At 72.7% G+C, this 23,390-nt stretch carries 24 protein-coding genes; 12 read left to right on the top strand and 12 right to left on the bottom strand.

Features of this window, described 5'->3' with window-relative positions; all coding sequences use genetic code 11:
- The first annotated feature begins 7 nt into the window (after positions 1 to 7).
- Positions 8 to 1,180, top strand: coding sequence for an acyl-CoA dehydrogenase family protein (locus NP777_RS17750; protein WP_256651115.1), 1,173 nt, complete (start codon positions 8 to 10; stop codon positions 1,178 to 1,180).
- 46 nt (positions 1,181 to 1,226) lie between these two features.
- Here NP777_RS17750 and NP777_RS17755 read toward each other — a convergent pair whose 3' ends face one another.
- The gene (locus NP777_RS17755) at positions 1,227 to 1,592 is read right to left on the bottom strand and encodes a hypothetical protein (RefSeq protein WP_256651116.1); all 366 of its coding nucleotides are present in this window, start codon (positions 1,590 to 1,592) and stop codon (positions 1,227 to 1,229) included.
- 228 nt (positions 1,593 to 1,820) lie between these two features.
- On the opposite strand from NP777_RS17755, the gene NP777_RS17760 reads away from it, so the two are divergent.
- From NP777_RS17760 to NP777_RS17780, 5 genes are all read left to right on the top strand, one after another.
- Entirely contained in the window at positions 1,821 to 2,261 is a 441-nt protein-coding gene (locus tag NP777_RS17760; protein WP_020866923.1) for an Lrp/AsnC family transcriptional regulator, read from the top strand.
- 48 nt (positions 2,262 to 2,309) lie between these two features.
- Positions 2,310 to 3,953 carry an amidohydrolase gene (locus NP777_RS17765; protein ID WP_256651117.1) on the top strand — a complete coding sequence of 548 codons (1,644 nt, stop codon included), beginning with the start codon at positions 2,310 to 2,312 and terminating at the stop codon, positions 3,951 to 3,953.
- A gap of 578 nt (positions 3,954 to 4,531) precedes the next feature.
- Complete coding sequence (gene lnt, locus NP777_RS17770; protein WP_391858532.1) at positions 4,532 to 6,535, top strand: apolipoprotein N-acyltransferase; 2,004 nt, start codon at positions 4,532 to 4,534, stop codon at positions 6,533 to 6,535.
- A 158-nt stretch (positions 6,536 to 6,693) separates the two neighbouring features.
- Entirely contained in the window at positions 6,694 to 7,425 is a 732-nt protein-coding gene (locus NP777_RS17775; protein ID WP_256651152.1) for a polyprenol monophosphomannose synthase, read from the top strand.
- Between the two features lie 107 nt (positions 7,426 to 7,532).
- Positions 7,533 to 7,721, top strand: coding sequence for a Rho termination factor N-terminal domain-containing protein (locus NP777_RS17780; RefSeq protein ID WP_020866919.1), 189 nt, complete (start codon positions 7,533 to 7,535; stop codon positions 7,719 to 7,721).
- Positions 7,722 to 7,761: 40 nt separating this feature from the next.
- Here NP777_RS17780 and NP777_RS17785 read toward each other — a convergent pair whose 3' ends face one another.
- From NP777_RS17785 to NP777_RS17810, 6 genes are read right to left on the bottom strand one after another with little or no spacing between them, the layout of a single operon-like run.
- A complete protein-coding gene (locus NP777_RS17785) occupies positions 7,762 to 9,576 on the bottom strand; it encodes a complex I subunit 5 family protein (protein WP_256651118.1) in 1,815 nt (604 codons plus the stop codon).
- A 4-nt stretch (positions 9,577 to 9,580) separates the two neighbouring features.
- Complete coding sequence (locus NP777_RS17790) at positions 9,581 to 9,925, bottom strand: sodium:proton antiporter (RefSeq protein ID WP_059146574.1); 345 nt, start codon at positions 9,923 to 9,925, stop codon at positions 9,581 to 9,583.
- On the bottom strand, positions 9,922 to 10,722 hold the full coding sequence (locus tag NP777_RS17795) for an MnhB domain-containing protein (RefSeq protein WP_256651119.1): 801 nt from the start codon (positions 10,720 to 10,722) through the stop codon (positions 9,922 to 9,924). The genes NP777_RS17790 and NP777_RS17795 overlap by 4 nt, the downstream gene beginning before the upstream one ends.
- Entirely contained in the window at positions 10,719 to 11,000 is a 282-nt protein-coding gene (locus NP777_RS17800; RefSeq protein WP_256651120.1) for a DUF4040 domain-containing protein, read from the bottom strand. The genes NP777_RS17795 and NP777_RS17800 overlap by 4 nt, the downstream gene beginning before the upstream one ends.
- Complete coding sequence (locus NP777_RS17805; protein ID WP_256651121.1) at positions 10,997 to 11,431, bottom strand: MrpF/PhaF family protein; 435 nt, start codon at positions 11,429 to 11,431, stop codon at positions 10,997 to 10,999. The genes NP777_RS17800 and NP777_RS17805 overlap by 4 nt, the downstream gene beginning before the upstream one ends.
- Positions 11,428 to 11,592: a hypothetical protein gene (locus NP777_RS17810; RefSeq protein WP_256651122.1), complete on the bottom strand. Its 165-nt coding sequence runs from the start codon at positions 11,590 to 11,592 to the stop codon at positions 11,428 to 11,430. The genes NP777_RS17805 and NP777_RS17810 overlap by 4 nt, the downstream gene beginning before the upstream one ends.
- A gap of 200 nt (positions 11,593 to 11,792) precedes the next feature.
- On the opposite strand from NP777_RS17810, the gene fxsA reads away from it, so the two are divergent.
- Positions 11,793 to 12,392 carry an FxsA family membrane protein gene (gene fxsA, locus NP777_RS17815; protein WP_256651153.1) on the top strand — a complete coding sequence of 200 codons (600 nt, stop codon included), beginning with the start codon at positions 11,793 to 11,795 and terminating at the stop codon, positions 12,390 to 12,392.
- Positions 12,393 to 12,580: 188 nt separating this feature from the next.
- On the opposite strand, the gene NP777_RS17820 is transcribed toward fxsA, so the two are convergent.
- Positions 12,581 to 12,955, bottom strand: a complete 375-nt coding sequence (locus NP777_RS17820) for an RNA polymerase-binding protein RbpA (RefSeq protein WP_014056358.1) — start codon at positions 12,953 to 12,955, stop codon at positions 12,581 to 12,583.
- A gap of 256 nt (positions 12,956 to 13,211) precedes the next feature.
- Positions 13,212 to 13,877 carry a membrane protein YczE gene (gene yczE / locus NP777_RS17825; protein WP_449343547.1) on the bottom strand — a complete coding sequence of 222 codons (666 nt, stop codon included), beginning with the start codon at positions 13,875 to 13,877 and terminating at the stop codon, positions 13,212 to 13,214.
- 96 nt (positions 13,878 to 13,973) lie between these two features.
- Here yczE and NP777_RS17830 point away from each other — a divergent pair, with 96 nt between their 5' ends.
- Complete coding sequence (locus NP777_RS17830) at positions 13,974 to 15,497, top strand: SCO1417 family MocR-like transcription factor (protein ID WP_256651123.1); 1,524 nt, start codon at positions 13,974 to 13,976, stop codon at positions 15,495 to 15,497.
- 164 nt (positions 15,498 to 15,661) lie between these two features.
- On the opposite strand, the gene NP777_RS17835 is transcribed toward NP777_RS17830, so the two are convergent.
- Positions 15,662 to 17,305: a hypothetical protein gene (locus tag NP777_RS17835; protein ID WP_256651124.1), complete on the bottom strand. Its 1,644-nt coding sequence runs from the start codon at positions 17,303 to 17,305 to the stop codon at positions 15,662 to 15,664.
- 1 nt (position 17,306) lies between these two features.
- A complete protein-coding gene (locus NP777_RS17840) occupies positions 17,307 to 17,501 on the bottom strand; it encodes a hypothetical protein (protein WP_037965369.1) in 195 nt (64 codons plus the stop codon).
- A 286-nt stretch (positions 17,502 to 17,787) separates the two neighbouring features.
- Here NP777_RS17840 and NP777_RS17845 point away from each other — a divergent pair, with 286 nt between their 5' ends.
- The 4 genes from NP777_RS17845 (at position 17,788) to NP777_RS17860 (ending at position 22,131) form a co-directional block, all read left to right on the top strand.
- On the top strand, positions 17,788 to 18,213 hold the full coding sequence (locus NP777_RS17845; protein WP_256651125.1) for an ankyrin repeat domain-containing protein: 426 nt from the start codon (positions 17,788 to 17,790) through the stop codon (positions 18,211 to 18,213).
- Between the two features lie 173 nt (positions 18,214 to 18,386).
- On the top strand, positions 18,387 to 19,676 hold the full coding sequence (locus tag NP777_RS17850) for an ROK family transcriptional regulator (protein ID WP_256651126.1): 1,290 nt from the start codon (positions 18,387 to 18,389) through the stop codon (positions 19,674 to 19,676).
- A 130-nt stretch (positions 19,677 to 19,806) separates the two neighbouring features.
- Positions 19,807 to 21,168, top strand: a complete 1,362-nt coding sequence (locus tag NP777_RS17855; protein ID WP_256651127.1) for an ROK family protein — start codon at positions 19,807 to 19,809, stop codon at positions 21,166 to 21,168.
- A gap of 102 nt (positions 21,169 to 21,270) precedes the next feature.
- Complete coding sequence (locus NP777_RS17860; protein WP_256651128.1) at positions 21,271 to 22,131, top strand: glycoside hydrolase family 16 protein; 861 nt, start codon at positions 21,271 to 21,273, stop codon at positions 22,129 to 22,131.
- A 50-nt stretch (positions 22,132 to 22,181) separates the two neighbouring features.
- On the opposite strand, the gene NP777_RS17865 is transcribed toward NP777_RS17860, so the two are convergent.
- A complete protein-coding gene (locus tag NP777_RS17865) occupies positions 22,182 to 22,985 on the bottom strand; it encodes a serine hydrolase domain-containing protein (RefSeq protein WP_256651129.1) in 804 nt (267 codons plus the stop codon).
- Between the last annotated feature and the right edge of the window lie 405 nt (positions 22,986 to 23,390).

Raw genomic sequence — 23,390 nt, forward strand, 5'->3', positions numbered from 1 at the left:
CGCCGCCATGACCGATCACGGCCCGCAGCCGGTGGAGCGTGAGCTGCCCACCGAAGAGGCCCGCGACCTGATCTCGCTCGTCCGCGAGCTGATCGAACGGGAGATCAAGCCCCGGGCCGCCGAGGAGGAGGCCGCCGGGCGCTTCCCCCGCGAGCTGTTCACCCTGCTGTCCGAGTCCGGGCTGCTGGGGCTGGTCCACCCCGAGGAGTTCGGTGGCGGCGACCAGCCGTACGAGGTCTACCTCCAGGTCCTCGAGGAACTCGCCGCGGCCCGGCTGACCGTCGGCCTCGGCGTCAGCGTCCACACCCTGGCCTGCCACGCCCTCGCCGGCTTCGGCGGCAAGGAGCAGCGGGCCGAGCACCTTCCCGCGATGCTGGGCGGCGGACTGCTCGGCGCGTACTGCCTCTCCGAGCCCTCCTCCGGCTCCGACGCGGCCGGGCTCACCACCAGGGCCACCCGCGACGGGGACACCTGGACGATCGAGGGCACCAAGGCGTGGATCACCCACGGCGGCATCGCCGACTTCTACACCGTGCTCGCCCGCACCGGCCCCGAGCGCACCCGCGGCATCAGCGCCTTCCTCGTGCCCGCCGACGCCCCCGGGCTCTCGGCGGCCGCGCCCGAGCACAAGATGGGCATGGCCGGTTCGCCGACCGCCCAGATCCACCTCGACGGGGTGCGGGTGCCCGACGCGCGCCGCATCGGCGAGGAGGGCCAGGGGTTCGCGATCGCCCTGTCCGCCCTCGACGCGGGCCGACTCGGCATCGCGGCCTGCGCCGTCGGCGTCGCCCAGGCGGCGCTGGACGAGGCGCTCGCGTACACCGCGCAGCGGCGGCAGTTCGGCCGGCCGATAGCCGACTTCCAGGGCTTGCGCTTCATGCTCGCCGACATGGCCACGCAGATCGAGGCCGGACGCGCCCTGTACCTGGCGGCGGCGCGGCTGCGGGACGCCGGGCGGCCGTTCTCCAAGCAGGCGGCGATGGCCAAGCTGTTCTGCACGGACGCCGCGATGCGGATCACCACCGACGCCGTCCAACTGCTGGGCGGATACGGCTACACGGTGGACTTCCCGGTCGAGCGCTATATGCGCGAGGCGAAGGTCCTCCAGATCGTGGAGGGCACCAACCAGATCCAGCGGGTGGTGATCGCCCGCGCTCTCGCGGGGCCTGAGACCGGCTGAGGCCGGGGTGTCGGTTGGGGGCGCGGCCTGCGCCCCCGCCGTTTCGCTACCGCCGGGTCACCGGGAAGCGCACCGGCCGGGAGCCGGGGCCGCCGAGGTGGGAGAACGGCTGGGTCCGCCAGTCCAGCCCCGCCGGAAGCGTGAGCAGCAGCGCGGCGTCCCGCTCGTACGCGTCCAGCGACGCGTCGGCGGGCTCGGCGTCGGCCGCCCGGCGGCCGGTGCCGGCGCAGACCGTGAGCCCGAACGGGTCCCACGGGGACGAGCACAGCGCGTGCTCGGGAAGGACGTCCTCGTCGGCGAGGAGCGCGATGGGTCGGGCGCAGTCCGGGCAGATCACCCGGAACATCTCATAGGTGTCGTGGATCTCGTCGGTATCGATGTCGCCTGCGTCGAGGCGCTCGAGATGAGGCATGAGTTTCCCCCTCGGGTGGGCTGGCCAGGCGCGTCGGCCTCGACCACAGCAAGCATTTCCCTCGCGGCCGCATAGGTAATCGCCACATCTCATAGGACACCCATGAGGACATGTGGTGTTCGTCACATGCCCCGCGCAGGTGCGGCGTAGTGGCGCCTATGTCCGCTGTGCCCGCCCGGCGCCCACCCGTTGTGCCGGAGCCCTCCCGACCACATAAGGTGATCGGCTGTGGAGGAGTTGGACAGACAGATCGTGGAGTTGCTCGTCAAGGACGGCCGGATGAGCTACACGGACCTGGGCAAGGCCACCGGCCTGTCCACATCGGCCGTGCACCAGCGGGTTCGCCGTCTCGAACAGCGGGGCGTGATCCGCGGCTACGCCGCCGTGGTGGACCCCGAGGCCGTCGGGCTCCCCCTTACCGCGTTCATCTCGGTCAAACCCTTCGATCCCAGCGCGCCCGACGACATCTCCGAGCGGCTCGCCGAGGTGCCCGAGATCGAGGCGTGCCACAGCGTCGCGGGCGATGAGAACTACATCCTCAAGGTGCGCGTCGCGACCCCGCTGGAGCTGGAGCACCTGCTCAGCCGGATCCGCTCGCTGGCCGGTGTCTCCACCCGCACCACCGTGGTCCTCTCCACGCCCTACGAGGCGCGCCCGCCGCGCGTCTGAACGCCTTCCGCCACCCCTTTGTCTGATACCCCATCGAGGCAGCCCGCCGTGAACGACCCCACCCCCGCCCAGGCCCCCGAAGGCCGTACCGTCCTGCTGCGCGGAGGTGAGGTCCACAGCCCCGCCGATCCGTTCGCGACCGCGATGGTCGTCGAGCGCGGCACCATCGCCTGGGTCGGCTCCGAAGGGGCCGCGGACGGCTTCGCGGACGGTGTGGACGAGATCATCCAGCTGGACGGGGCGCTGGTGACGCCCGCCTTCACCGATGCGCATGTGCACACCACCGCGACCGGGCTCGCCCTCACCGGACTCGACCTCACCGGCGCCCGTACGCTCGCCGACGCGCTGGAGCGGGTGCGCGCCCACGCCGCCGCCCACCCCGCCGACCGGGTGCTGCTCGGCCATGGCTGGGACGCCGCCCGCTGGCCCGAGGGACGGCCGCCCTCCCGGGCCGAACTCGATCAGGCGACCGGCGGCCGCCCCCTCTATCTCACCCGCATCGATGTGCACTCCGCCGTCGTCACCGCCGCGCTCCTCGACCTCGTCCCCGGCGTGTCGGACCTGGCCGGGTACCACCCCGACACGCCGCTGACCGGCGCCGCCCACCACGCCGTACGCGCCGCCGCCCACGCGGTCATCACCGAGCGGCAGCGCGCCGACGCCCAGCGGGCCGCCCTCGCCCGCGCCGCCTCGCTCGGCATCGGCACCCTCCACGAATGCGCCGGGCCCGACATCTCCTCCGAGGACGACCTCGCCGGGCTGCTGAAGCTCGTCGCCGAAGAGCCAGGGCCGCGGGTGTACGGCTACTGGGCCGAGGCCGCGAGCAGCGCCGCCGACCTGGACAAGGTGCGCGAACTCGGGGCCGTCGGCGCGGCGGGCGACCTCTTCGTCGACGGGGCGCTCGGCTCGCACACGGCGTGTCTCCACCAGCCCTACGCCGACACGCCGCACAGCGGCACCGCCTACCTGGACGCGGCGGCCGTCGCCGCCCATGTCACCGCCTGCGCCGAGGCCGGGATCCAGGCGGGTTTCCACGCCATCGGCGACGCCGCCGTCACGGCCGTCGTCGAGGGCGTACGGGCCGCCGCCGACAAGGTCGGACTCGCCCGCGTGCGCGCCGCCCGCCACCGCGTCGAACACGCCGAGATGCTCACCCCCGAGACCGTCGCGGCCTTTGCCGACCTCGGCCTCACCGCCTCCGTCCAGCCCGCCTTCGACGCCCTGTGGGGCGGCGCGGACGGCATGTACGCCCAGCGGCTCGGCCCCGAGCGGGCCCGCACCCTCAACCCGTACGCGGCGCTGCTGCGCGCCGGAGTGCCCCTGGCGCTCGGCTCCGACAGCCCCGTCACCCCGCTCGACCCCTGGGGCACCGTGCGCGCCGCCGCCTTCCACCGCACCCCGGAGCACCGGATCTCCGTCCGCGCCGCCTTCACCGCCCACACCCGCGGCGGCTGGCGGGCCATCGGACGGGACGACGCGGGCGTCCTGGCGCCCGGCGCGCCCGCCGACTACGCGATCTGGCGGACCGGTGAGCTCATCGTGCAGGTGCCCGACACGCGGGTCGCCGGCTGGTCCACCGACCCCCGCTCCGGCACCCCGGGTCTGCCCGATCTCACCCCCGGCGGTCAACTGCCCGTCTGTGTGCGCACGGTGGTGGGTGGACGCACCGTTCACCTCCGGCCGGACGAGTGACGCGCGGGCGCCCGGTACCGCCGAACGATGAGCCCCCGGCCTGTCGTGGCATCTGAACACCGTCCGTACTGACCTGGTCATTTGAGGAAACGGCGCAGGTCATGCGGCTGTTGACAGGGTGCGGTCGGTGGCCGGTAGGTTCGGCCTCGTCCACCACAGGACGCCCGACCGGGGAATCTTCACGAAGTCGTCGAACGCCGCTGGGCCAGAGGGAGACGCGCCACCGCGGTGCGTCACCACTGGGAGCCAGGTCCAGTGCACGGGGGCGAGGGAGGGATCGCCGGGTCGGCAGGTGCGACCCGGGAGGGGCCCGGACGCTCAGTAGACAACGGCTCTCGGTCGATCCGCAGCCAGCGGGTCCCAGGTCGGCCCGAAGGGCGTCGGGCCCCCACTCCGCACGCGCACACCGGCGGACCGCCCCCCGACGCGGGGGCGGGGCCGCCGCCGGGCGAGGGAACCCCCGCCATGGCCGAAGCGTTTCTCTACCCCGAGGTCACAATCCGCACCTCGGGACCACTTCCGCGCGCCCGCGTTATACGGTCACCTCACCACAGCACGACCTGTAGGAAGGCCGCACCGTGCCATCGGGTTCCGACACCACCGCCGAAGCCGCCCCCACCGGGCCGGACGCAGACCGACCGGGTCAGCGGACGACCGGCTCCGCCGCCACGCCGCCCACCGGCGGCGACGAGGGCGGTGACGCCGTGGAGGGCGGTGATCCCGTCGAGGGCCGTGACCCCGTCGAGGGCCGTGACGCCGTGGCGGGCCGTGACGCCGTCGAGAGCGGCGAACCCGGCGCGACCGCGTCCGCGGCGTCCGGGTCCGCCTCCGCCTCCGCCGAGTCCGGGACCGGGTCCGCCTCCGCCGAGTCCGAGTCCGGGACCTCCGCTGCCGAGCCCGGGACCGGGACCGACTCCGTCTCCGCCGCGTCCGGGACCTCCGCTGCCGAGCCCGGGTCCGGGACCCCGCCCGCGTCCGCGCCGTCCGCCGGAGAGCGGCGGCCCGGCCGGCTGCGCCGCCTCGGGCTGCTCGCCCGCCGCGAGGCGCGGCGCAGCGCGCTCGCGGCGGTCAGCGGGCTCGCGCTCGGCCTCGCCTTCCCGCCGTTCGGGGTCTGGCCGCTGTCCCTGGTGGCCGTCGCCGCCCTGGCCCTGCTCACCCACGGCCGGACCGCCCGCCAGGGTGCCTGGACCGGCTTCGCCTTCGGGCTGCCGTTCTTCCTGCTGCTGCTGAAGTGGCTCAGCGTGGTGGGCTGGGACGCGGTGGTGGGCCTGTCCGTCATCGAGGCGGCCTTCCTCGCCCTGATGGGGGCCGGCCTGGCCCTGGTCTCCCGGCTGCCCGTACCGGCCCTGTGGCCGCTGTGGACGGCCTGTCTGTGGGTCGCCGAGGAGTGGGCCCGCGACCGGGTGCCGTTCGGCGGCTTCCCCTGGGGCCGGCTGGCCTTCGCCAACACCGGCTCGCCCTACACCCCGCTCGCCGCGCTCGGCGGCGCCCCGCTGGTCACCTTCGGCGTCGCCCTGACGGGCGGAGCGCTCGCCGGTGCCGCGCTCGCCCTGTGCCGGCTGCGCGGCGCCGGGGGCTTCTCGCCGCGCCGCGCCCTGCCCGCCGCCGGGGCCGGGGCCGTCGCGGTCGCCGTGACGGCCGCCGGATTCGCGGTGCCCGTCCCCACCGCCGCCGACGACTCGGTCGACATCGCGGTCGTCCAGGGCAATGTGCAGCAGCCCGGTATGGACTTCCTGGGCCGCCCCATGATGATCCTCGACAACCATGTGAAGGCGACCCTGAACCTGGCGAAGGACGTCAAGGCGGGCCGGATCGCCAAGCCCGATCTCGTCATATGGCCGGAAAACGCCTCCGACCTCGATCCCTTCCAGTATCGGGAGGCATACGCCCGGATCGACGAGGCCGTGAAGTCGATCGGCGTTCCGGTGCTGGTCGGCGCCCTGGTCGACCATCCGACCAAACAGGGCTATGTGGAGAACCAGGGCATCGTCTGGGACCCGAAGAGCGGCCCCGGCGCCTCGTACACCAAGCAGCACCCGGTGCCCTTCGGCGAGTACGTCCCCTTCCGTCAGGAGCTCAGCAAGATCATCACCCGGCTGCAGCGGGTGCCCCGCGACTTCTACCCCGGCGACCACACCGGTGTGCTGAACGTTGGCCCGGCGCGGCTCGGCGATGTGATCTGCTTCGAGGTCGCCTACGACGAGATCGTGCGCGACACGGTCAACGCGGGCGCTCGGGCGATCGTCGTCCAGACCAACAACGCCACCTATGGGCGCAGCGGCCAGCCCGAGCAGCAACTGGTCATGTCCAAGCTCAGGGCGATCGAACACGGTCGGCCGGTGATCACCGCGGCCACCAGCGGGATCAGTGCCGTGGTCTCCCCGGATGGCACGATCGAGCAACGGACGAAAGAATTCACGCAAGATGTGTTCACCGCGCGCATCCCGCTGCGTGACGGCAAGACCCTGGCCGACCGCGTCGGTGCGATCCCCGAGTGGGTGCTCGCTATGGTGGGCGTTCTGTCCTGCGCGGCCGCGATCATGATCGGCCGTCGGGGACGTACGGACGAGAAGGGGCAGTAGCCGTGAGCGACGCACGCGAGGCCGAGGAGCCTGGCACCAAGGCCGACGAGCCGAGCGCGAAGGCCGAGGAGGCCGGCGCCGAGGCCGAGGAGCCGCGCCGTAGCAACGAGAGCCAGGACGACGGTGGCCGGCGGAAGTACGGTCCGCTCGGCACGACCTTGGTGATCATCCCGACCTACAACGAGGCCGAGAACATCAAGCCGATCGTCGCGCGGGTCCGGGAGTCGGTTCCGGACGCGCACATCCTCGTCGCGGACGACAACAGCCCGGACGGCACGGGCAAGGTCGCCGATGAGCTGGCTGCCGAGGACGACCACGTCAAGGTCCTGCACCGCAAGGGCAAGGAGGGCCTCGGCGCCGCCTATCTGGCGGGGTTCCGCTGGGGCATCGAGCACGGCTACGGCGTGCTGGTCGAGATGGACGCCGACGGCTCCCACCAGCCCGAGGAGCTGCCCCGGCTGCTCACCGCGCTCAAGGGCGCGGATCTGGTGATCGGCTCCCGCTGGGTGCCCGGCGGCCGCATCGTCAACTGGCCCAAGTCCCGCGAGTTCATCTCCCGGGGCGGCAGCACCTACTCCCGGCTGCTCCTCGACGTCCCGATCCGCGACATGACGGCGGGCTACCGCGCGTTCCGCAAGGAGACGCTCGAGGGCATCGGCATGGACGAGGTCGCCTCCCAGGGCTACTGCTTCCAGATCGACCTGGCCTGGCGGGCCATCAAGGCGGGCTTCCACGTCATCGAGGTCCCGGTCACCTTCATCGAACGCGAGCGCGGCGAGTCCAAGATGAGCCGCGACATCGTCACGGAGGCGGCCTGGCGGGTCATGTCCTGGGGCGTGGGCTCGCGGGTCAACAAGGTGCTGGGCCGCAAGGACGCCAAGGAGTCCTAGACCACGCCCTCGGAACCCCGGCGGCAGGGCCGCCCTCCGCGCTCGGAGTAGTCCCGCGGGCGATGTTCCGCCCCGTACCGGACACTTGAGGCGGAAGGAGGCGGAACATGGCCAAAGCGACCGCCAAGAGCGGAAAGACGTCGGGGCGCCGCATGGCGGCCCGCGGGGGCGCCAAGTCGGGCGGCATGGAGACGCGGACCAAGGAGGACCTGTACCGCGAGGCCCAGAAGGCGGGCATCGAGGGCAGGTCCCAGATGTCCAAGAGCCAGCTGATCTCGGCACTGCGCCACCGCTGACCGCCGACCTCGGGACCGGGCGCGCCCCGGTCCCGGCGGCTCAGCGGACCCCCGGGACGGTCAGCGCCGTGAGCAGCGCCGTCCCGGCGATCAGCCAGGCGACGTAGTCGCCGATATGCCCGGACTGCAGTCGTCGTACGGGCGCGAGTAGCGCGGCCGTCCCGGTGTGGACCGGCCGCCGCACCGCCAGTGTGGCCAGGGTGATGGCGAGGGCCGCGGAGAGCAGCCCGAGCAGGATCCCGGTCAGCTGCCAGTGCGGTGGCACATGTGCCGGGACGGCCTCGGCATGTCCGTCGAGGACCGTCCGGCGGTAGCCGCCGGTGTCGGTGAACAGCGCCCCGGCCCGGCCCACCGCGGACGCGACGGCCGGGACCACCCCGAGGGCCAGCGACGCGGCCAGCAGCCCGGCGGGCACCGCCAGCAGTGGCATCGGGATGCGCCCGAGGCGGCCGCCGGTCTCGGGCTCCTCCTCGCCCGTGGTCTCCGGGCCGCCCTCCTCCTCGTCCCGGGGCCGGCGGCCCACTCCGGCGAAGATCCGCAGCCCGGCGCGCAGCACCGCGCCCCCGGTCACCGCCGACACCAGGACGTAGAGCGCGGGCAGCCATACGGCGGTGTGCCCCGCGGCCTCCTCGGCGGCGGCCTTGCCGAGCCCGGAGCCGAACGGCGGCAGCCCGGACAGGGCCAGCCCGCCCACCGCGAACAGCACGCCGACCGCCGGCAGCTCCCGGGCCCGGCCGAACAGCTCGTGCTCGTCCACGGTCGCGTACCGGTCCAGCAGCACCCCGGCACAGGCGAAGAGCGCCGCCTTCACACCCGCGTGGCCCAGCACGTACAGCGCCGTGCCCGAGATCCCCTCCGGGGTCAGCACGGCCACGCCGATCAGGAACAGCCCGGTGTGGGCCACGGTCGAGAACGCCAGCAGCCGTTTGAGATGGCGCTGCTGCCAGCACATCACCGCGCCCAGCAGCGCGGTGAGGACGCCCAGCACCAGCAGCGCGCGGGTGAAGTCGGGGTGGGAGAGCCCGCCGGGCCCGGAGAAGACCGTCCAGTAGACCCGGGCGACCCCGTAGACACCGAGTTCCACCATCACCCCGGACAGCAGCATGCACACCGGTGTCGGCGCGACCGCGTGCGCGTCGGGCAGCCAGAAGTGGAACGGAACGGCGGCCGCCTTCACCAGCAGACCGGTCGTCACCAGGACGAACGCGGCGAGCACCAGCCCGTCCGGCCCCTCCGTGTCCAGCCTCCGCCCGATCTGGGCGAATCCCAGCTCCCCGGTGCGCGCGTACAGCAGCGTGATGCCCAGCAAGGTGACGTAGGCGCCGAGGGAGTTCACCACCCCGAAGGCCAGCGCGCCCTGCAGCGGTTTGGGCTCCTCGACGCGGAAACCGGTCAGCGCGTAGGCGACCACGCCCATCAGCTCGAAGAAGACGAAGGCGTTGAACAGGTCGCCGGTCAGCGCGAAACCGCACATGCCCGCCTGGAACACCAGGATCAGCGCCGGGAAGGAGCCGGTGTGACGGCGTGGCGGCTCCTCGAAGTAGCGCCAGGAGTAGACCAGGACGGCGACGACGAGCAGCGAGACCAGCGCCGCGAGCCCGGCCCCCAGCGGATCGCCGACCAGCACGATGCCCACCCGCTGCCAGCCGCCCACCCACTCCACCGGATACCCTCCCGGCCCGGGGTGACCGGCCCGGAACAGCACCAGGAGCGCCGTGGCGGCGGTGGCGGCGGCGAAGGCGCAGCCCACGATGTCGGAGACGAGCCGGGGCAGCCGCCGTCCGGTGGCCACCAGCACCGCCGCGCCCAGCAGCGGCACCGCCACCACCAGCGGCAGCAGTCGCGCGGTGTCCACCCGGTCAGCCCTTCAGCTCGGACAGGGCGTCCGGGTCGACCGTGCCATGGCGTTTGCGGAGCTGAACGACGAGCGCGAGCAGCAGCGCGGTCACGGTCGCGCCGACCACGATGTCGGTGAGGGCGAGCGCCTGGACGACCGGGTCGACCACCCGGCTGTCCGTGGGCGCGTCGGCGAAGACCGGGGCGGTGCCGCCGTTCCGGTAGCCGACGGCGAGCAGCAGCACATAGGTGGAGGACTGGGTGACGGCCAGGCATCCCACGGCATGGATGAGGTCCCGGCTGGTCACCAGCCCGTACACACCGATCAGAAAGATCCATCCGGCGACCAGATACGGCAGGACCGTCACGCTCGCTCCCTTTCGTCGTCTCCGTTGCCCCCGCTGTCTCGTGTGTCCCGCGGGCTCCCGCCGCCTTCCCCGGGCTCCTCGATCTCCACCGCCTGGTCCAGGAACCGGGCCAGCAGGACCACGATCCCGCTGGTGACCTCCAGGCCGACGGCCGCGTTGAGCACCATCGCCGTGCCGCCGGAGGAGAGGGTCGCGAGGGTGCCGAAGGGCAGCACGTTGGCGAGGAACGCCGACCCCGCGAGGACGGCCGCGAGCCCGGTGATCACATAGGCCGCCTCGCCCGCGGCCTCCCCGATCTCGTAGAGGGTCAGCGGGCGGACCCGCTCCAGGGCCCGGTAGTCGGCGGCGATGTAGAGCAGATGCAGCGCGGTGGCCGCGACCACCCCGCCCTGGAAGCCGCCACCCGGGCTGATCTGGCCGTGCGCGATCACATAGAGGCCCACCAGCAGCGCGAACGGCAGCGTCAGCAGCGCGAACCGGCGCACCGGGGGATGGACCGTGGCGGGCTCGGGATCCTTACGGTGCTCGTCCCGGGCCTGGCGGAGCAGCACCACGGTGCCGATGACGGCCGAGAAGAGGATGCTCTCCTCGCCGAGCGTGTCGAAGGCGCGCAGATCGAAGTTGACGGACGCGATGACATTGGCCGTGTGATGGCTCAGGGCGGCGTGCACGGCCCGGACGCCGTACGGATGGGGGACGGTGCCGAACGCCGGCAGGTCCAAGCAGGCCGCGGCGAACAGCGCGGCGAACCCGGCGGCGCCCACCAGGAAGACCCACAGCCGGACCCGGGGGCTCATCGCTCCCGGCCCGCCGGCTTGTCCACGCCGTCGCCGCTCCCCGGGCGGCGCCGCACCTTGCGCACGGTCAGCAGGATCATCAGGGGCGTCACCGCGGAGCCCACGGCGAGCTGAGAGAGCGCGACGTCCGGCGCCTGGAGGAAGGTGAACAGCAGGGCCAGCGCCAGCCCGAGGAAGGACAGCACCAGCGCCTGCCGCATCGGGTCCCGGTTGAGCACGGCGGCGGTGGCGGCGCCCGCGACCAGCAGCAGTGCCACGACGATCAGCACATCGGTCATGCCGTGACGCCCTCCCTCGCGCCGCGGCCGCTGGTCACCACGCTGCCCGCGATCAGCAGCACGCCGATCAGCAGCAGCTTCGCCATGGCCCGGCCGGGCCCGGTCGCCACGCACAGCGGCAGTACCGTGGCGGGCACCCCGACCAGCGCCGTCCAGCGCACCAGCCGGGAGTCGGGCAGGACGTCCAGGAAGCGGGCGTAGATCAGCGTTCCGGTGGGCCCGAGCACGCTGACCACGAGCGCCACATCGTTGTACGAGGTCCGGTGGAAGCCCTGCGCGGCCAGCAGCAGCACCAGACCGGCCAGCAGCGAGGTGAGGTTCTGCCCGATCAGCCGGTCCCCGGGCGAGCCGTAGGCGATCCGCCACAGCACCGGTACGAGCGCGAGCAGCGGCACCAGCGCCGCCGCCAGCCAGCCGTCCGAGGTGCTCATCGGTCCGCCACCGCCCGGCGCCCGACCCGCGCGAGCAGGGCGGCGGCCAGTGCGGAGGCCGACCCGACCAGGAGTTCCAGGGGGTCCACGGTGCTGATCAGCACCAGCCAGAGCCCGGTCAGCGCCGCCCACCACAAGAGGACCTCAAGCACAGCCGTCATTCGACACCTCCGTCGGCGGCGGGTACCCGGCCCGCCGCCGCCGATACCTCGCGCCTTCGCGGATTCCGTCCGGTCTCCTCCGCACTCCTGGACCCTCTGGGACCCCTCGCGCGTTGGAACCCATGAGATCCCCTCGATCCCCTTGGCCGTGCGACCCGCGCTCCGTATCGGTCAGGGGCCCGGGCACACTTGGAGGCATGATGACCGGCGCATCGCAGCAGAGCGACCCGACCCGCCCGAAGCGCTCACGCGCCCGCACCTTCGTACCGCTGGGGATCGCCGCCTGGCTGGTGCTGGAGATCTGGCTGCTGACCCTGGTGGCCGACGCCGCCGGCGGGCTGACCGTCTTCCTGCTGCTGGTCGCGGGCGTGGTGGTGGGCGGGGCCGTGGTCAAGCGCGGCGGCCGCCGGGCGTGGCAGAGCCTGGCCGCGTCGATGCGGCCGGGCGCCGAGGAGTCCGCCGCGCGGCCGGGAAGCTCCTTCACGATGCTCGGTGGGCTGCTGCTCATGGTGCCGGGGCTGATCTCGGACGTGGCCGCGCTGGTGTGCCTGTTCCCGCCGACCCGGGCGCTGCTGCGGCGCCGCGCGGAGAGCGCGCTGTCGCGCCGGATGGGCTTCGTCCCCGGATCGCCGTCCGACCCCTTCCGCCAGGCCCGTGAGCAGTGGGAGCGCCGGGACGGGCAGGGGCGCCCGGAGCAGGGCACGGTCATTCAGGGCGAGGTGATACGGGACGGGGAGGACCGGGGCCGGGACGGCGACGGAGAGCCGGGCCCCGGGCTGCGGCCGCGCGACCGGGGCTGAGCCATGGACTCAGCCGCGAGCTGAGCCAAGGACTCAGCCGCGACCGGGGCCGGGCCACCGCTCAGCCGGAGCCGAGGGGCGCGCAGCCGAAGGGCGCGCAGCCGAAGGGCGCGCAAGGGCCGGGGCCACTGCTCAGCAGTGGCCCCGGCCCTCGTACTTCAATTGTTACCGCAGTGCTGCCGCTCGGTTCAGGCAGACTTACGGGTGTCCCGCGGATGCACGGCGATGTTCATGGCACCGGAGCGCAGAACCGCCAGCCGTTCGGCCAGCACCTCCTCCAGCTCCTCGCGGGTGCGCCGCTCCATGAGCATGTCCCAGTGCGTGCGCGCGGGCTTGCCCTTCTTCTCCTCTGGACCGTCGCCGTCGACAAGGAGTGCCATGGCGCCGCACGCCTTGCACTCCCACTCCGGCGGGATCTCCGCCTCTACCGAGAACGGCATCTCGAATCGATGGCCGTTCTGGCATGCGTACTCCACCGCCTGGCGCGGGGCCAGATCGATGCCGCGGTCGGTCTCGTAGCTGGTCACCACGAGTCGCGTGCCGCGAAGAGCTCGCTCACTCATGAATCGTGCCTCCCGGGCTTGTCGCCCACAGGACAGGTGTCGCTGTCGTCGTCATCCGGTCAACGTCCGGTCGGCGGTGAAGATTCCCGTATTGGGACATGCGTCGCCCGTCGTGCCGCCCCGTTGTTCTACCCACCGGCGCCCGGTTTGTCACATCTGGCAGCAGATGTCACCCAGCGTTTCTAGTGCTTTAGCGCGCAGTAACGGTCCGCCTGGTAGGCCGAGGGAGTACACTACCGCCCCGACCGCCCCAGCCCTAAATCAGGTCCCGGACCTGGGTCTCGGCGCCGCCGCGCGCCACGATCCCAGAGCCCGCCCCGTCGGGTGCGGGAATCGCGAAGACACGCAGGAAGAACTGCGACAGCGGCCCGATGGTCAGCGCGAACAGCACCGTTCCCACCCCCACCGAGCCGCCCAGCGCGAAGCCGGAGGCCAGCACCGCCAGCTCGATCCCGGTCCGCACCAGCCGGATCGACCACCCGGTGCGCCGGTGCAGCCCCGTCATCAGCCCGTCCCGCGGGCCCGGCCCGAACCGCGCCGAGATGTAGAGCCCGGTGGCCACGCCGCACAGCACGATCGCGAAGAGCAGCAGCGGAATCCGCACCGCCAGCGCCTCCGGCTCCGGTATCAGCCACAGTGTGCCGTCCACCACAGGCCCGATCACCAGCACGTTCGACACCGTGCCAAGACCCGGCCGCTGGCGCAGCGGGATCCACAGCAGCAGCGCGGCGACGCCGACGACGACCGTCACCGTGCCGATCGACAGCGAGGTGTGCTCGGAGATGCCCTGGTGGAAGGCGTCCCACGGGTCGAGACCGAGCGTGGCGCGCAACTGGAGCCCCATGGACGTCCCGTAGAGCACCAGCCCCACGTAGAGCTGGGCAAGACGGCGCGGAAGGCGGCGACGTGGAAGGTCGGACAACGCGTGCTCCTGGTGTGAGTGGCCTGCGGCATGTCACTCTGTGGCCCGGAACCAGTCCAGTTCTACGGCCAATCTCCGAAAGGTGGACCGCATCCGATGAGTCCATGGACGTCCGCGGTCGGGGCACCCCAACTGGCCCGGCTGCTCGGGTCGCAGCACACCCGTGACGGGGTGGCCACCGGTGCCGCGGCCGCACTGACCGGGGGCCGCCGCGTCCCCGCCTACCGCTCCCTCGCCGACGGCGTACGGCTGCTCATCCTGGAGGGCCGGGTTCCGGTCGCGGCCCGGCTCCCCGCCGAGCGCGAACTCGCCGCGGCGCTCGCGGTCAGCCGCACCACGGTCGCCGCCGCCTACGAGGCGCTGCGCGGCGAGGGGTTCCTGGAGTCCCGGCGCGGCGCCGGGAGCTGGACCGCCATGCCCGCCGGAAGCCCGCTGCCCACCCGGGGTCTCGATCCGCTCCCGCCCGAGGCCGCGGCCTCCGTGATCGACCTCGGCTGTGCCGCGCTGCCCGCCCCCGAGCCATGGCTCACCCGGGCGATGCGCGGCGCCCTCGATGAACTGCCGCCCCACGCCCGTACCCACGGCGACTACCCCGCGGGGCTGCCCGCCCTGCGCCAGGCGCTCGCCGACCGCTACACCGACCGCGGCATACCGACCATGCCCGAGCAGATCATGGTCACCACCGGCGCCATGGGGGCCGTCGCCGCCACCTATCAACTGATGGTCAGGCCCGGGGAGCGGGTCGCCGTGGAATCGCCCAGTTACGCCAATATCCTCCAGCTGATGCGGGAGGCGGGCGCCCGGCTCGTCCCCGTCGCCATGGCCGACCGGTTCGCGGGCTGGGACATCCCGTCCTGGCGCCAGGTGCTCAGCGCCGCCGCACCCCGGCTGGCCTACGTCATCGCCGACTTCCACAACCCCACCGGCGCCCTCGCCACCGAGGAGCAGCGCCGCCAGCTCGTCGACGCCGCCCGCTCCGCCGGAACGGTCCTGATCGCCGACGAGACCATGGCCGAGCTGCGGCTGGACGAGGGGGTGGAGCTGCCCCGGCCGGTCTGCGCCTTCGACCCGGCGGGCAGTACCGTGATCACGATCGGTTCGGCGAGCAAGTCGTTCTGGGCGGGTCTGCGCATCGGCTGGGTGCGTGCCGCGCCCGATGTCATCCGCAGCCTGGTCGCCGCCCGCGCTTATGCGGACCTGGGTACCCCCGTCATCGAACAGCTCGCCGTCGCCTGGCTGCTGAACACCGGAGGCTGGGAGCAGGCCGTCGAGGTGCGCCGCGAGCTCGCGCGCAGCAACCGGGACGACCTCGTCGACGCCCTCCGGCGCCATCTGCCCGACTGGGAGTTCACCGTTCCGCACGGCGGGCTCATGCTCTGGGCCCGCACCGGCGGCCTCTCCGGATCCCGGATCGCGGAGGCGGGCGCCCGGCTGGGGGTCCGGGTGCCGTCCGGACCCCGCTTCGGGGTGGACGGCGCGTTCGAGGGGTACGTACGGCTGCCGTTCACGGTCGGGGGAGCGGTCGCCGAGAAGGCCGCCACCCGGCTGGCCTCGGCCGCCGACCTGGTGGCCACGGGCGCCACGATCGAGGCGGAGGCGCCGCGGACGTATGTGGCCTGATGTGCCGCGGGCGTATATGGCCTGGCGTGCCGCGAGGTGCCGCGGCTGTGGCGTCGGCCTGACGTGCCGTAACGCCCCCCGGTGCGGCACCGCCACGGGGCCCGCCGGCTAAGGGGTCCTTGCACTATGCCCGCCCGGGTCGGGCGCTCATAGTGCAAGGACCCCTAACCCCCGACGGGCGCCGGGGCCTGGGGCGCCGCCGGGTCCGGGGCCGGGAGCAGCCGGAGCACCGCCTGCCGCTCGGCCTCGCCGGCCGCCTCGTCGTACGGATCGGGCGTGGCGGGCACCTGGAGGCGGTGCACCGGGCCCGCGCCGAGGCGGGCATAGCCGCGGCCCGGAGGCACCTCGGGCGTCGGCGTGGTGTGCGGCGGCGCCCCGAGGACGGCAGTGACCTGCTCGGACGAGACCGGGCCCAGCACCACCCGGGCCCGGGTGTGGCTCCGCACGGCCTCACTCAGCGCCTCGGCGGCGTCCAGCTGATCGGCCACCACCACCCGTACGTTCGCCGCCCGTCCGTGCCGCAGCGGCACGGCCAGCAGCTCCTGCGGATCGGTGCGGCCGTCCGCCGCCGCGAGATGGCTCATCACCGACGGCCGGTCCAGCAGGATCCACAGCGGGCGCCGGATGTCCTCCGGCGGCGCGTGCCGCAGTTGGCGGGCGCGGTTGGCGGCGATCAGCCGGCGCTCGGTCTCATGGCCCGCCCATTCCAGCGTGGCCAGCGTCCCGGCCGGCCCGCACTCCACGGCCAGCACCCCCGTACGTCCGCTCAGACACGCGTACTCGCCGGTGCCGCCGCCGTCCACCACCAGCACCTCGCCATGCGGCAGCGCCTGCAGCGCGATGGAGCGCAGCAGGGTCGTGGTGCCGCTTCCGGGCTGGCCGAGCGCGAGCAGATGCGGTTCGGTCGAGCGCGGGCCGGTGCGCCAGACCACCGGCGGTACGTCATGGGTCTCCGGCTCGTCCGCTGCCGCCTTCTTGAGCCCGATGTCCCTCGTGCCCTCCGTGCTCTCCTCGCCTTCCTCGTCCTCCTCGCACGTGTCCGGCCCCGCCAGCACCGGCAGCGTCCGCTGCACCGACGACGCGTCGGTGAAGCCCAGCACCGTCTCACCGGGCGCGGTGACGAAGCGCTGGGCGTGGATCGCGGTGGACAGGGCGGGCAGCACGGTCAGGGTGAGGTTGTTGGCCTCCTCGTCCCACTCGAACAGATATTCACGGCCGCGCCCCGACTTCGCGTACAGCAGCTGCTCGATCCGGGTGCGGGCCGCGGGCTCGCCGTCGGTGAAGTACGCGGGGTAGTGGAGGCGCAGCCGGGTGAGCCGTCCGCTCTCGTCGAAGGAGAAGGAGTCGAACGCCTCGGACCAGTCGCCGCCGTGGCTGTAGAGCGGGCTGGGGTCCTCGGCGCCGGAGAAGTACGGCACCAGCGCCTCGTAGAGCGTGCGCAGCCGCTCGGTGCCGTCGGCCGGCGTCTCCGACGCGGCACCGGCGCGCCCCCGCCCGGCCCAGCCCGCCGCGCCGATCAGGCTGATCGACGCCACCAGTGGCCCGAACGGCAGCAGGTAGAGGACGAAGCCGCAGGCGACCACGAGGGTGAACACCGGTCCGCGGCGGTCACCCGGCAGCTCCGCCCACTTGCGCCGCCCGGCGGCGGCGAGCACGCGCAACCCGCGCGAGAGCGCGACCAGCGGCTGGAGCACATCGGCGACGCCGTCGGCCGTGCTGCGGGCGAACGCCCGGCCGCGGCCGGGCGGGACGAGCGGGGTGCCCCCGGCGCTGCCGAGACGGAGGCGGGGGAGCGGTCTCCGGCCCACGTCAGATCTTGATCCCGCCCAGGAGGCCGGCGAGGCTCGCGCCGCCCGCCTTGATGCTCGGAGCGATCGCGGTGGACGCGAGATAGAAGCCGAAGAGCGCACAGATGACCGCGTGCGACCCCTTCAGGCCGTCCTTGCGGAAGAAGATGAAGACGATGATGCCGAGCAGCACGACGCCGGAAATGGACAAGATCATCACGGTCTCCTGGCTGATGGGGGACGGTCAGTCACCATGAGTGGTTCCAGGATCACAGCATGTATCCGTCGGGCGAAAGGTGCAATTGGGTGGATTATCGGTGTAATCATCACCATGGAGGCGTGGCGCTACTGGGCCGACCGCCTGCCGAGGCGGGGTGCCCGCCTGCCGGGGCGGGGTGCCCGCCTGCCGGGGCGGGGTGTCCGCCTGCTCGGGTGGGCCGGCCGCCGTCCTTATCTAGGGTGGTGATCACATACCCAGGTAGCGAAGCCGGAGGCGACAGGCCATGACCGAATCGAACCCCGAGAGCGAGCCCGCCCACGACCCGGAGGTGCTCCAGCTGGCGGCCAAGGTCTTCGACCTGGCCCGGCAGGGTGACACCGATACGCTCGCCGCCTATGTGGACGCGGGCGTCCCGGCCAACCTCACCAACGACAAGGGCGATTCCCTGCTCATGCTCGCGGCCTACTACGGCCATCCCGCGGCGGTGTCGGCCCTCCTCGAGCGCGGCGCCGACCCCAATCGGGTGAACGAACGGGGCCAGACCCCCATCGCGGGGGCCGCGTTCAAGGGTGAGGCGGAGGTGTTGAGGGTGCTGCTGGCCAAGGGCGCCGACCCGCGTGCCGGATCGCCCTCGGCCGTCGAGACGGCGCGGATGTTCGGGCGGGAGGATCTGCTCGCGCTGTTCCAGGCCCCGGGTGCGGAACAGTGAGCCGTGCGGCGGCCATGAGGCAGCGCCACTTGCCCGCCATTGACTGTCAACTCACCCTTGACCGTTCAAAAAGTGAAGCGCGAGACTTCATTCAGACCGTGAGTTAAGCGATGAAACCAGTCGGCGTCAAGAGTGGCCGCGTCCGGTAGGTTCGGGCAAGGGGAAGGAGCCCGATGGGTCAGATGAACCGACGGACCGTCCGCGACCTGCGGCGCGGCAACCGCTCGACGCTGCTGCGCCAGCTGTACTTCCGGGGCCCGGTGAGCCGTCAGGAGTTGGGGACGCTCACCGGGCTCAGCTCCGGTTCGGTCAGCAATGTCGTCGGCGAACTGCTCGCCGACGAACTGGTGGAGGAGGCCGGGTCCGTCGAGTCCGATGGCGGCCGCCCCCGTACGCTGCTGCGGGTCACGCCGGGCGGCGGCCATCTCATCGGGGTCGACGTCGGCGAGACCCATGTCCGCGTGGAGCTGTTCGACCTCGCGCTGACCGAACTGGCCCGCTGGGAGCATCCGCTGACGCCCGGAGGGCTGGAGCTGGATCCGGAGCCGGTCGTCGGCCACATCCTGGCCGGTCTTGACGCGGTCATCGACAAGAGCGGTGCCTCGCCGGAGGCGGTCATCGGCGTCGGGGTCGGCGTCCCCGGCGTCGTCGAACAGGGGGTCGAGGTCCTCGTCCACGGCCCGTCCGCCGGCCGGGACGCGGTGCCGCTGGAGCGGCTGCTGCGCACCGGCACCGATCTGCCGCTGTTCATCGACAACGGCGCCACCGCGCAGGGGCAGGCCGAGATGTGGTTCGGCGCGGGCCGCGGCGCGGACAACGCGGTGATCGCGCTGATCGGCTCCGGCGTCGGCGCGGCCATCGTGACCGCGGGCGTGCCGTACCGGGGCGCGACCAGCAGCGCGGGGGAGTGGGGGCATACGGTCGTCCAGGTCGGCGGGCGCGCCTGCCGATGCGGTGCGGTCGGCTGTCTGGAGGCGTACGTCGGGGCGCAGGCGGTGCTCGACCGCTACGGGCATGGGGCGCGCGGAACCGGTAAGGGCGGCTTGGGCGGTGTGGGCGGTGACGGCAAGGGTGACGTGGGCGGTGCCGGTGAAGGCGGTAAGGGCGACGCGGGCGGTTCTGGTGAGGACCAGCAGGCCGCGTTCGCGGCGATCGTAGGGGCCGCCGGGAGCGAGGCGCGGGCGCGCGAGGTGCTGGAGGAGACCGCCGCCTACCTCGGCGCGGGCATCGCCGATCTGATCAACCTCTTCAACCCCGAGCGGATCATCCTCGGCGGCTGGGCCGGACTGCTCCTCGGTGGCCGGGTCCTCCCCAGGATCCGGGCCGCCACCGCCTCCTACGCACTGCGTCGACCGTACGCCCAGACCGAGATCGGGCTGGCCGAACTGGGGCCCGATGCCGTGGCGTTGGGCGCGGCCACGCTTCCGCTGGCGCACTTCCTCGCCACCGGTGGAGCGCGCTGAGGGTTCGACTTCTGTCGGTTCAGGGGGAGTTGGGCCGGGACTCGCCTCAAATTCTTTGAGGCAAGAAGGTCCAGACCTATTGACATGCATCGAACATTGGCTGGACATTGTGTCTCCCCGGAGGTGACCGATGACGGCCAAGGCGCAAGCAGCCCAGCCCTCGCTGCGCACCACCGTGCGCGATCCGCGGCGCGGCAGCCGCTCCTCGCTGCTGTGGACGCTGTACCTGCACGCTCCGCTCAGCCGCCAGGAACTCGTCCGCCGTACGGGGCTCGGCGCCACCACCGCGAGCGCGGTCATCGGCGAACTGATCGCAGAGGGCGTCGTCACGGAAGAGAGCGTCGTTGAGGACCTGGTCACCCAGGAGGCCGCCACCGAGGACCTGGTCACCCAGGAGGTCGCCACCGAGAACCTGGTCACCCAAGAGGCAGTCACCCAAGGCGCCGTCATCCAAGACGGCGTCACGGACGCGGATTCCCCCCGGCTGCGGCTGGCCTCCGAGCATTGGTACGTCATCGGCGTCGAGGCCGCCGATACCCGGGTCCGCGTAGGGCTGTTCGACCTCGCCCTCACCCAACGGGCCGGAGCCGTCTACCCGTTACCCCCCGGACCCGCCGGCCTCGAAACCGCCGTCCGCCACATCCTGACCTTCCTCGACGCCGTCATCGACGAAGCCGGAATCCCCCACGGGCACATCCTCGGCGTCGGTGTCGGCGTCTCGGCCACCGGCTGGGACGCCGTCCCCCTGGAGCGGCTGCTGCGCACCGGCACCGCGTTGCCCCTGCACATCGACAACGGCGCGGAGGCCCTGGGCCGGGCCGAGATGTGGTTCGGCGCGGGCCGCGGCGTCCAGCACGCCGTCGTCGCGCTCATCGGCTCCGGCGTCTCCGCGAGCGTCATCACCCACGGCTCCCCCTACCGGGGCGCCACCGACAGCGCGGGCGAGTGGGGCCACACCACCGTCCAGGCCGGAGGCCGCCGCTGCCGGTGCGGTGCCCGCGGCTGCCTGGAGGCGTACGTCGGCGCCGAGGCGGTCCTGGAGCGCTACCGCCAGGCCCGGCGCGGCCGGGTCACCCCCGGCGCCGACCAGGAGTCCGCGTTCGCCGCGCTGCTCACGGCCGCCGACACCTCGTCCGCCGCGCAGCGCGTCCTGGAGGAGGCGGCGGTGTACTTGGGCGCCGGAATCGCCAATCTCGTCAACCTCTTCAACCCCCAGCGGATCATCCTCGGCGGCTGGGCCGGGCTGATGTTCGGCGCCCGTATGCTGCCGCGGATCCGCGAGACGGTCGCCGCGCAGGCATTGCGCAGACCGTATGCCCAGACCGACATCCGGCTGTGCGGGCTCGGCCCCCACGCCGTGGCGCTCGGTGCCGCCGCCCTGCCCGTCCGCCACTTCCTGACCCAGGGCGACCGGCCCGCCCGTCGCCCGACCACCACCCCTCAAGGAGCGCTGACGCGCGTGGCCCCCACCACCCGTATGCCCGTGCCATAGCGCGCCCGCGGACCCCGGCCCCCAACCGCCGGACACACACCTTCCCGCACCGGACCGGCACCCACCGGTCCCATCCCCCACACAGGAAGGCACCACCGTTCCATGAGAAAGACTGTGCGCAACACCGTGATCGGTCTGCTCTCCGCGACCGCACTCGCGGCCACTCCCTGGTTCACCGCACCGGCCACGGCCACCACGGACACCCCCCAGACCAAAGCCGCCGCGGCCGAGTTCACCGACAACTTCGACGGCGCGGCCGGCAGCGCCGTTGACGGCTCCAAGTGGGGCCTGGAGACCGGCGACAACGTCAACAACCACGAGCGGCAGTACTACACCGACGGCAACAAGAACGCGGCGCTGGACGGCAACGGCAACCTCGTCATCACCGCCCGCAAGGAGAACCCGGCCAACTACAACTGCTGGTACGGGCAGTGTGAGTACACCTCCGCCCGCCTCAACACCGCCCAGAAGTTCACCACGGCCTCCGGCCATGTCGAGGCCCGGATGAAGCTGCCGCAGGGCCAGGGCATGTGGCCCGCCTTCTGGATGCTCGGCGACGACATCGGCAGCGCGGGCTGGCCCAACTGCGGCGAGATAGACATCATGGAGAATGTGGGCTTCGAGCCCAGCACCGTCCACGGCACCATCCACGGCCCCGGCTACTCCGGTTCGGGCGGCATCGGCGCCGGCTACACCCTGCCCAACGGCGGTAAGTTCTCCGACGACTTCCACACCTTCGCCATCGACTGGTCGCCGAACAAGATCACCTGGTCCGTCGACGGCAACGTCTACCAGACCCGCACCCCCTCGGACCTCAACGGCAACCGCTGGGTCTTCGACCACCCCTTCTACATCATCCTCAACCTGGCCGTCGGCGGTTACTGGCCCGGCGACCCGGACGGCAACACCTCCTTCCCGCAGCAGCTGGTCGTCGACTACGTCAAGGTGACGGGCGGCAGCTGACGCGCGCGGCCGATGTGGAAGCCCGCCGAGCGGTGTGCTCGCCGGTGTCATCAGCAGGGGCGGACCGCCTCCGAGACCGCCGCGACGAGGGCTTCCACATCGGCACCCCAGCGTGAGACGAGGGTGAGGTCACGGGCCGGGTCCACCCACAAGAGGTGATTGCCACCGTTGCCCCGGGCGCAGCGCCCGGTCGACGGGGCCTGTGGCCACACCACCCGGCCGTCGTTGAGCCACCACGACAGCCCGTACTCCGGTTTGACGGCACACGGCGTCCACAACGCCTCGATCCAGCGCCGCGACACGATCCGGCGCCCGGCCCACTCCCCACCGTGCAGGCAGAGTTGGCCGATACGGGCCAGGTCGAGCGCGCTGATCCACAGCCCGCCGCCCCAGTGGGCGCCGCCGGACACCACGGGCAAGCGGACGCCGCCGACGTCCACGAAGGAGTTGCCGTACCCGTGCCACGACCATGAGCCGGAGGCCCCGATGGGCTCCATGACATGGGCGCGCAGCACCTCCGGCAGCGGCCGCCGCATCAGGACGGTGAGCGCGAGAGCCGTCAGATTCACCCGTACGTCGTTGTAGGCCCACCCTTCCCCGGGCGGCCCGCCCGCCGACTCCGTCCCCTCACGGACACTCTGGGCGTCCACCCCCGTCGGCTTCCCCCACAGCTCGCCCTCCCACTGGCTCGTCTGGTCCAGCAGCTGCCGCCAGGTGATCCGCCGCCCGCGCTCATCCGCGAACTGCGGCAACTCCACGGAGCCGCACACGGGCTCGTCCAGCCGCAGCAGTCCGTCGTCGAAGGCGACACCCGCGACGAGGGCCAGCACGCTCTTGGTCGCGCTGAAGGCCATCTCCACCCGGCCCGGATCCCCCCCCAGCGGGCCAGTACCTCACCGCGCCGCACGACCACACCACCGGGCCCGTGTCCGGCCAGCAGCGGCCCGATCACCTCGCGGTGCGAAACATCCGCCACCTGCGCCGCGAGGTAACTCTCCATGTCCTCGACCCCGCCCACGGGCCGCCCGGCCTGCCCCCGCACGGCCCGCTCCAGCGCGATGGAGTCGACCCCCGTCCAAGCATCACTCACCGGTCCATCGTCCAGTGGCTCTCCCTCTCGTGGCAACAACACCCTCCGTCCGTCCTCCTCCCACGACCGAGCCTCACCGATGTTCCGGCCGACCGTCCGGACGTCGGCCGGACCGGCTCGCCGCGCCGTACAGGAGCGTGGTGCCCCGCGTAGCCTCGGTTCGTGACTC

It is taken from the genome of Streptomyces rugosispiralis, assembly GCF_024505145.1.
GTDB lineage: Bacteria > Actinomycetota > Actinomycetes > Streptomycetales > Streptomycetaceae > Streptomyces > Streptomyces rugosispiralis.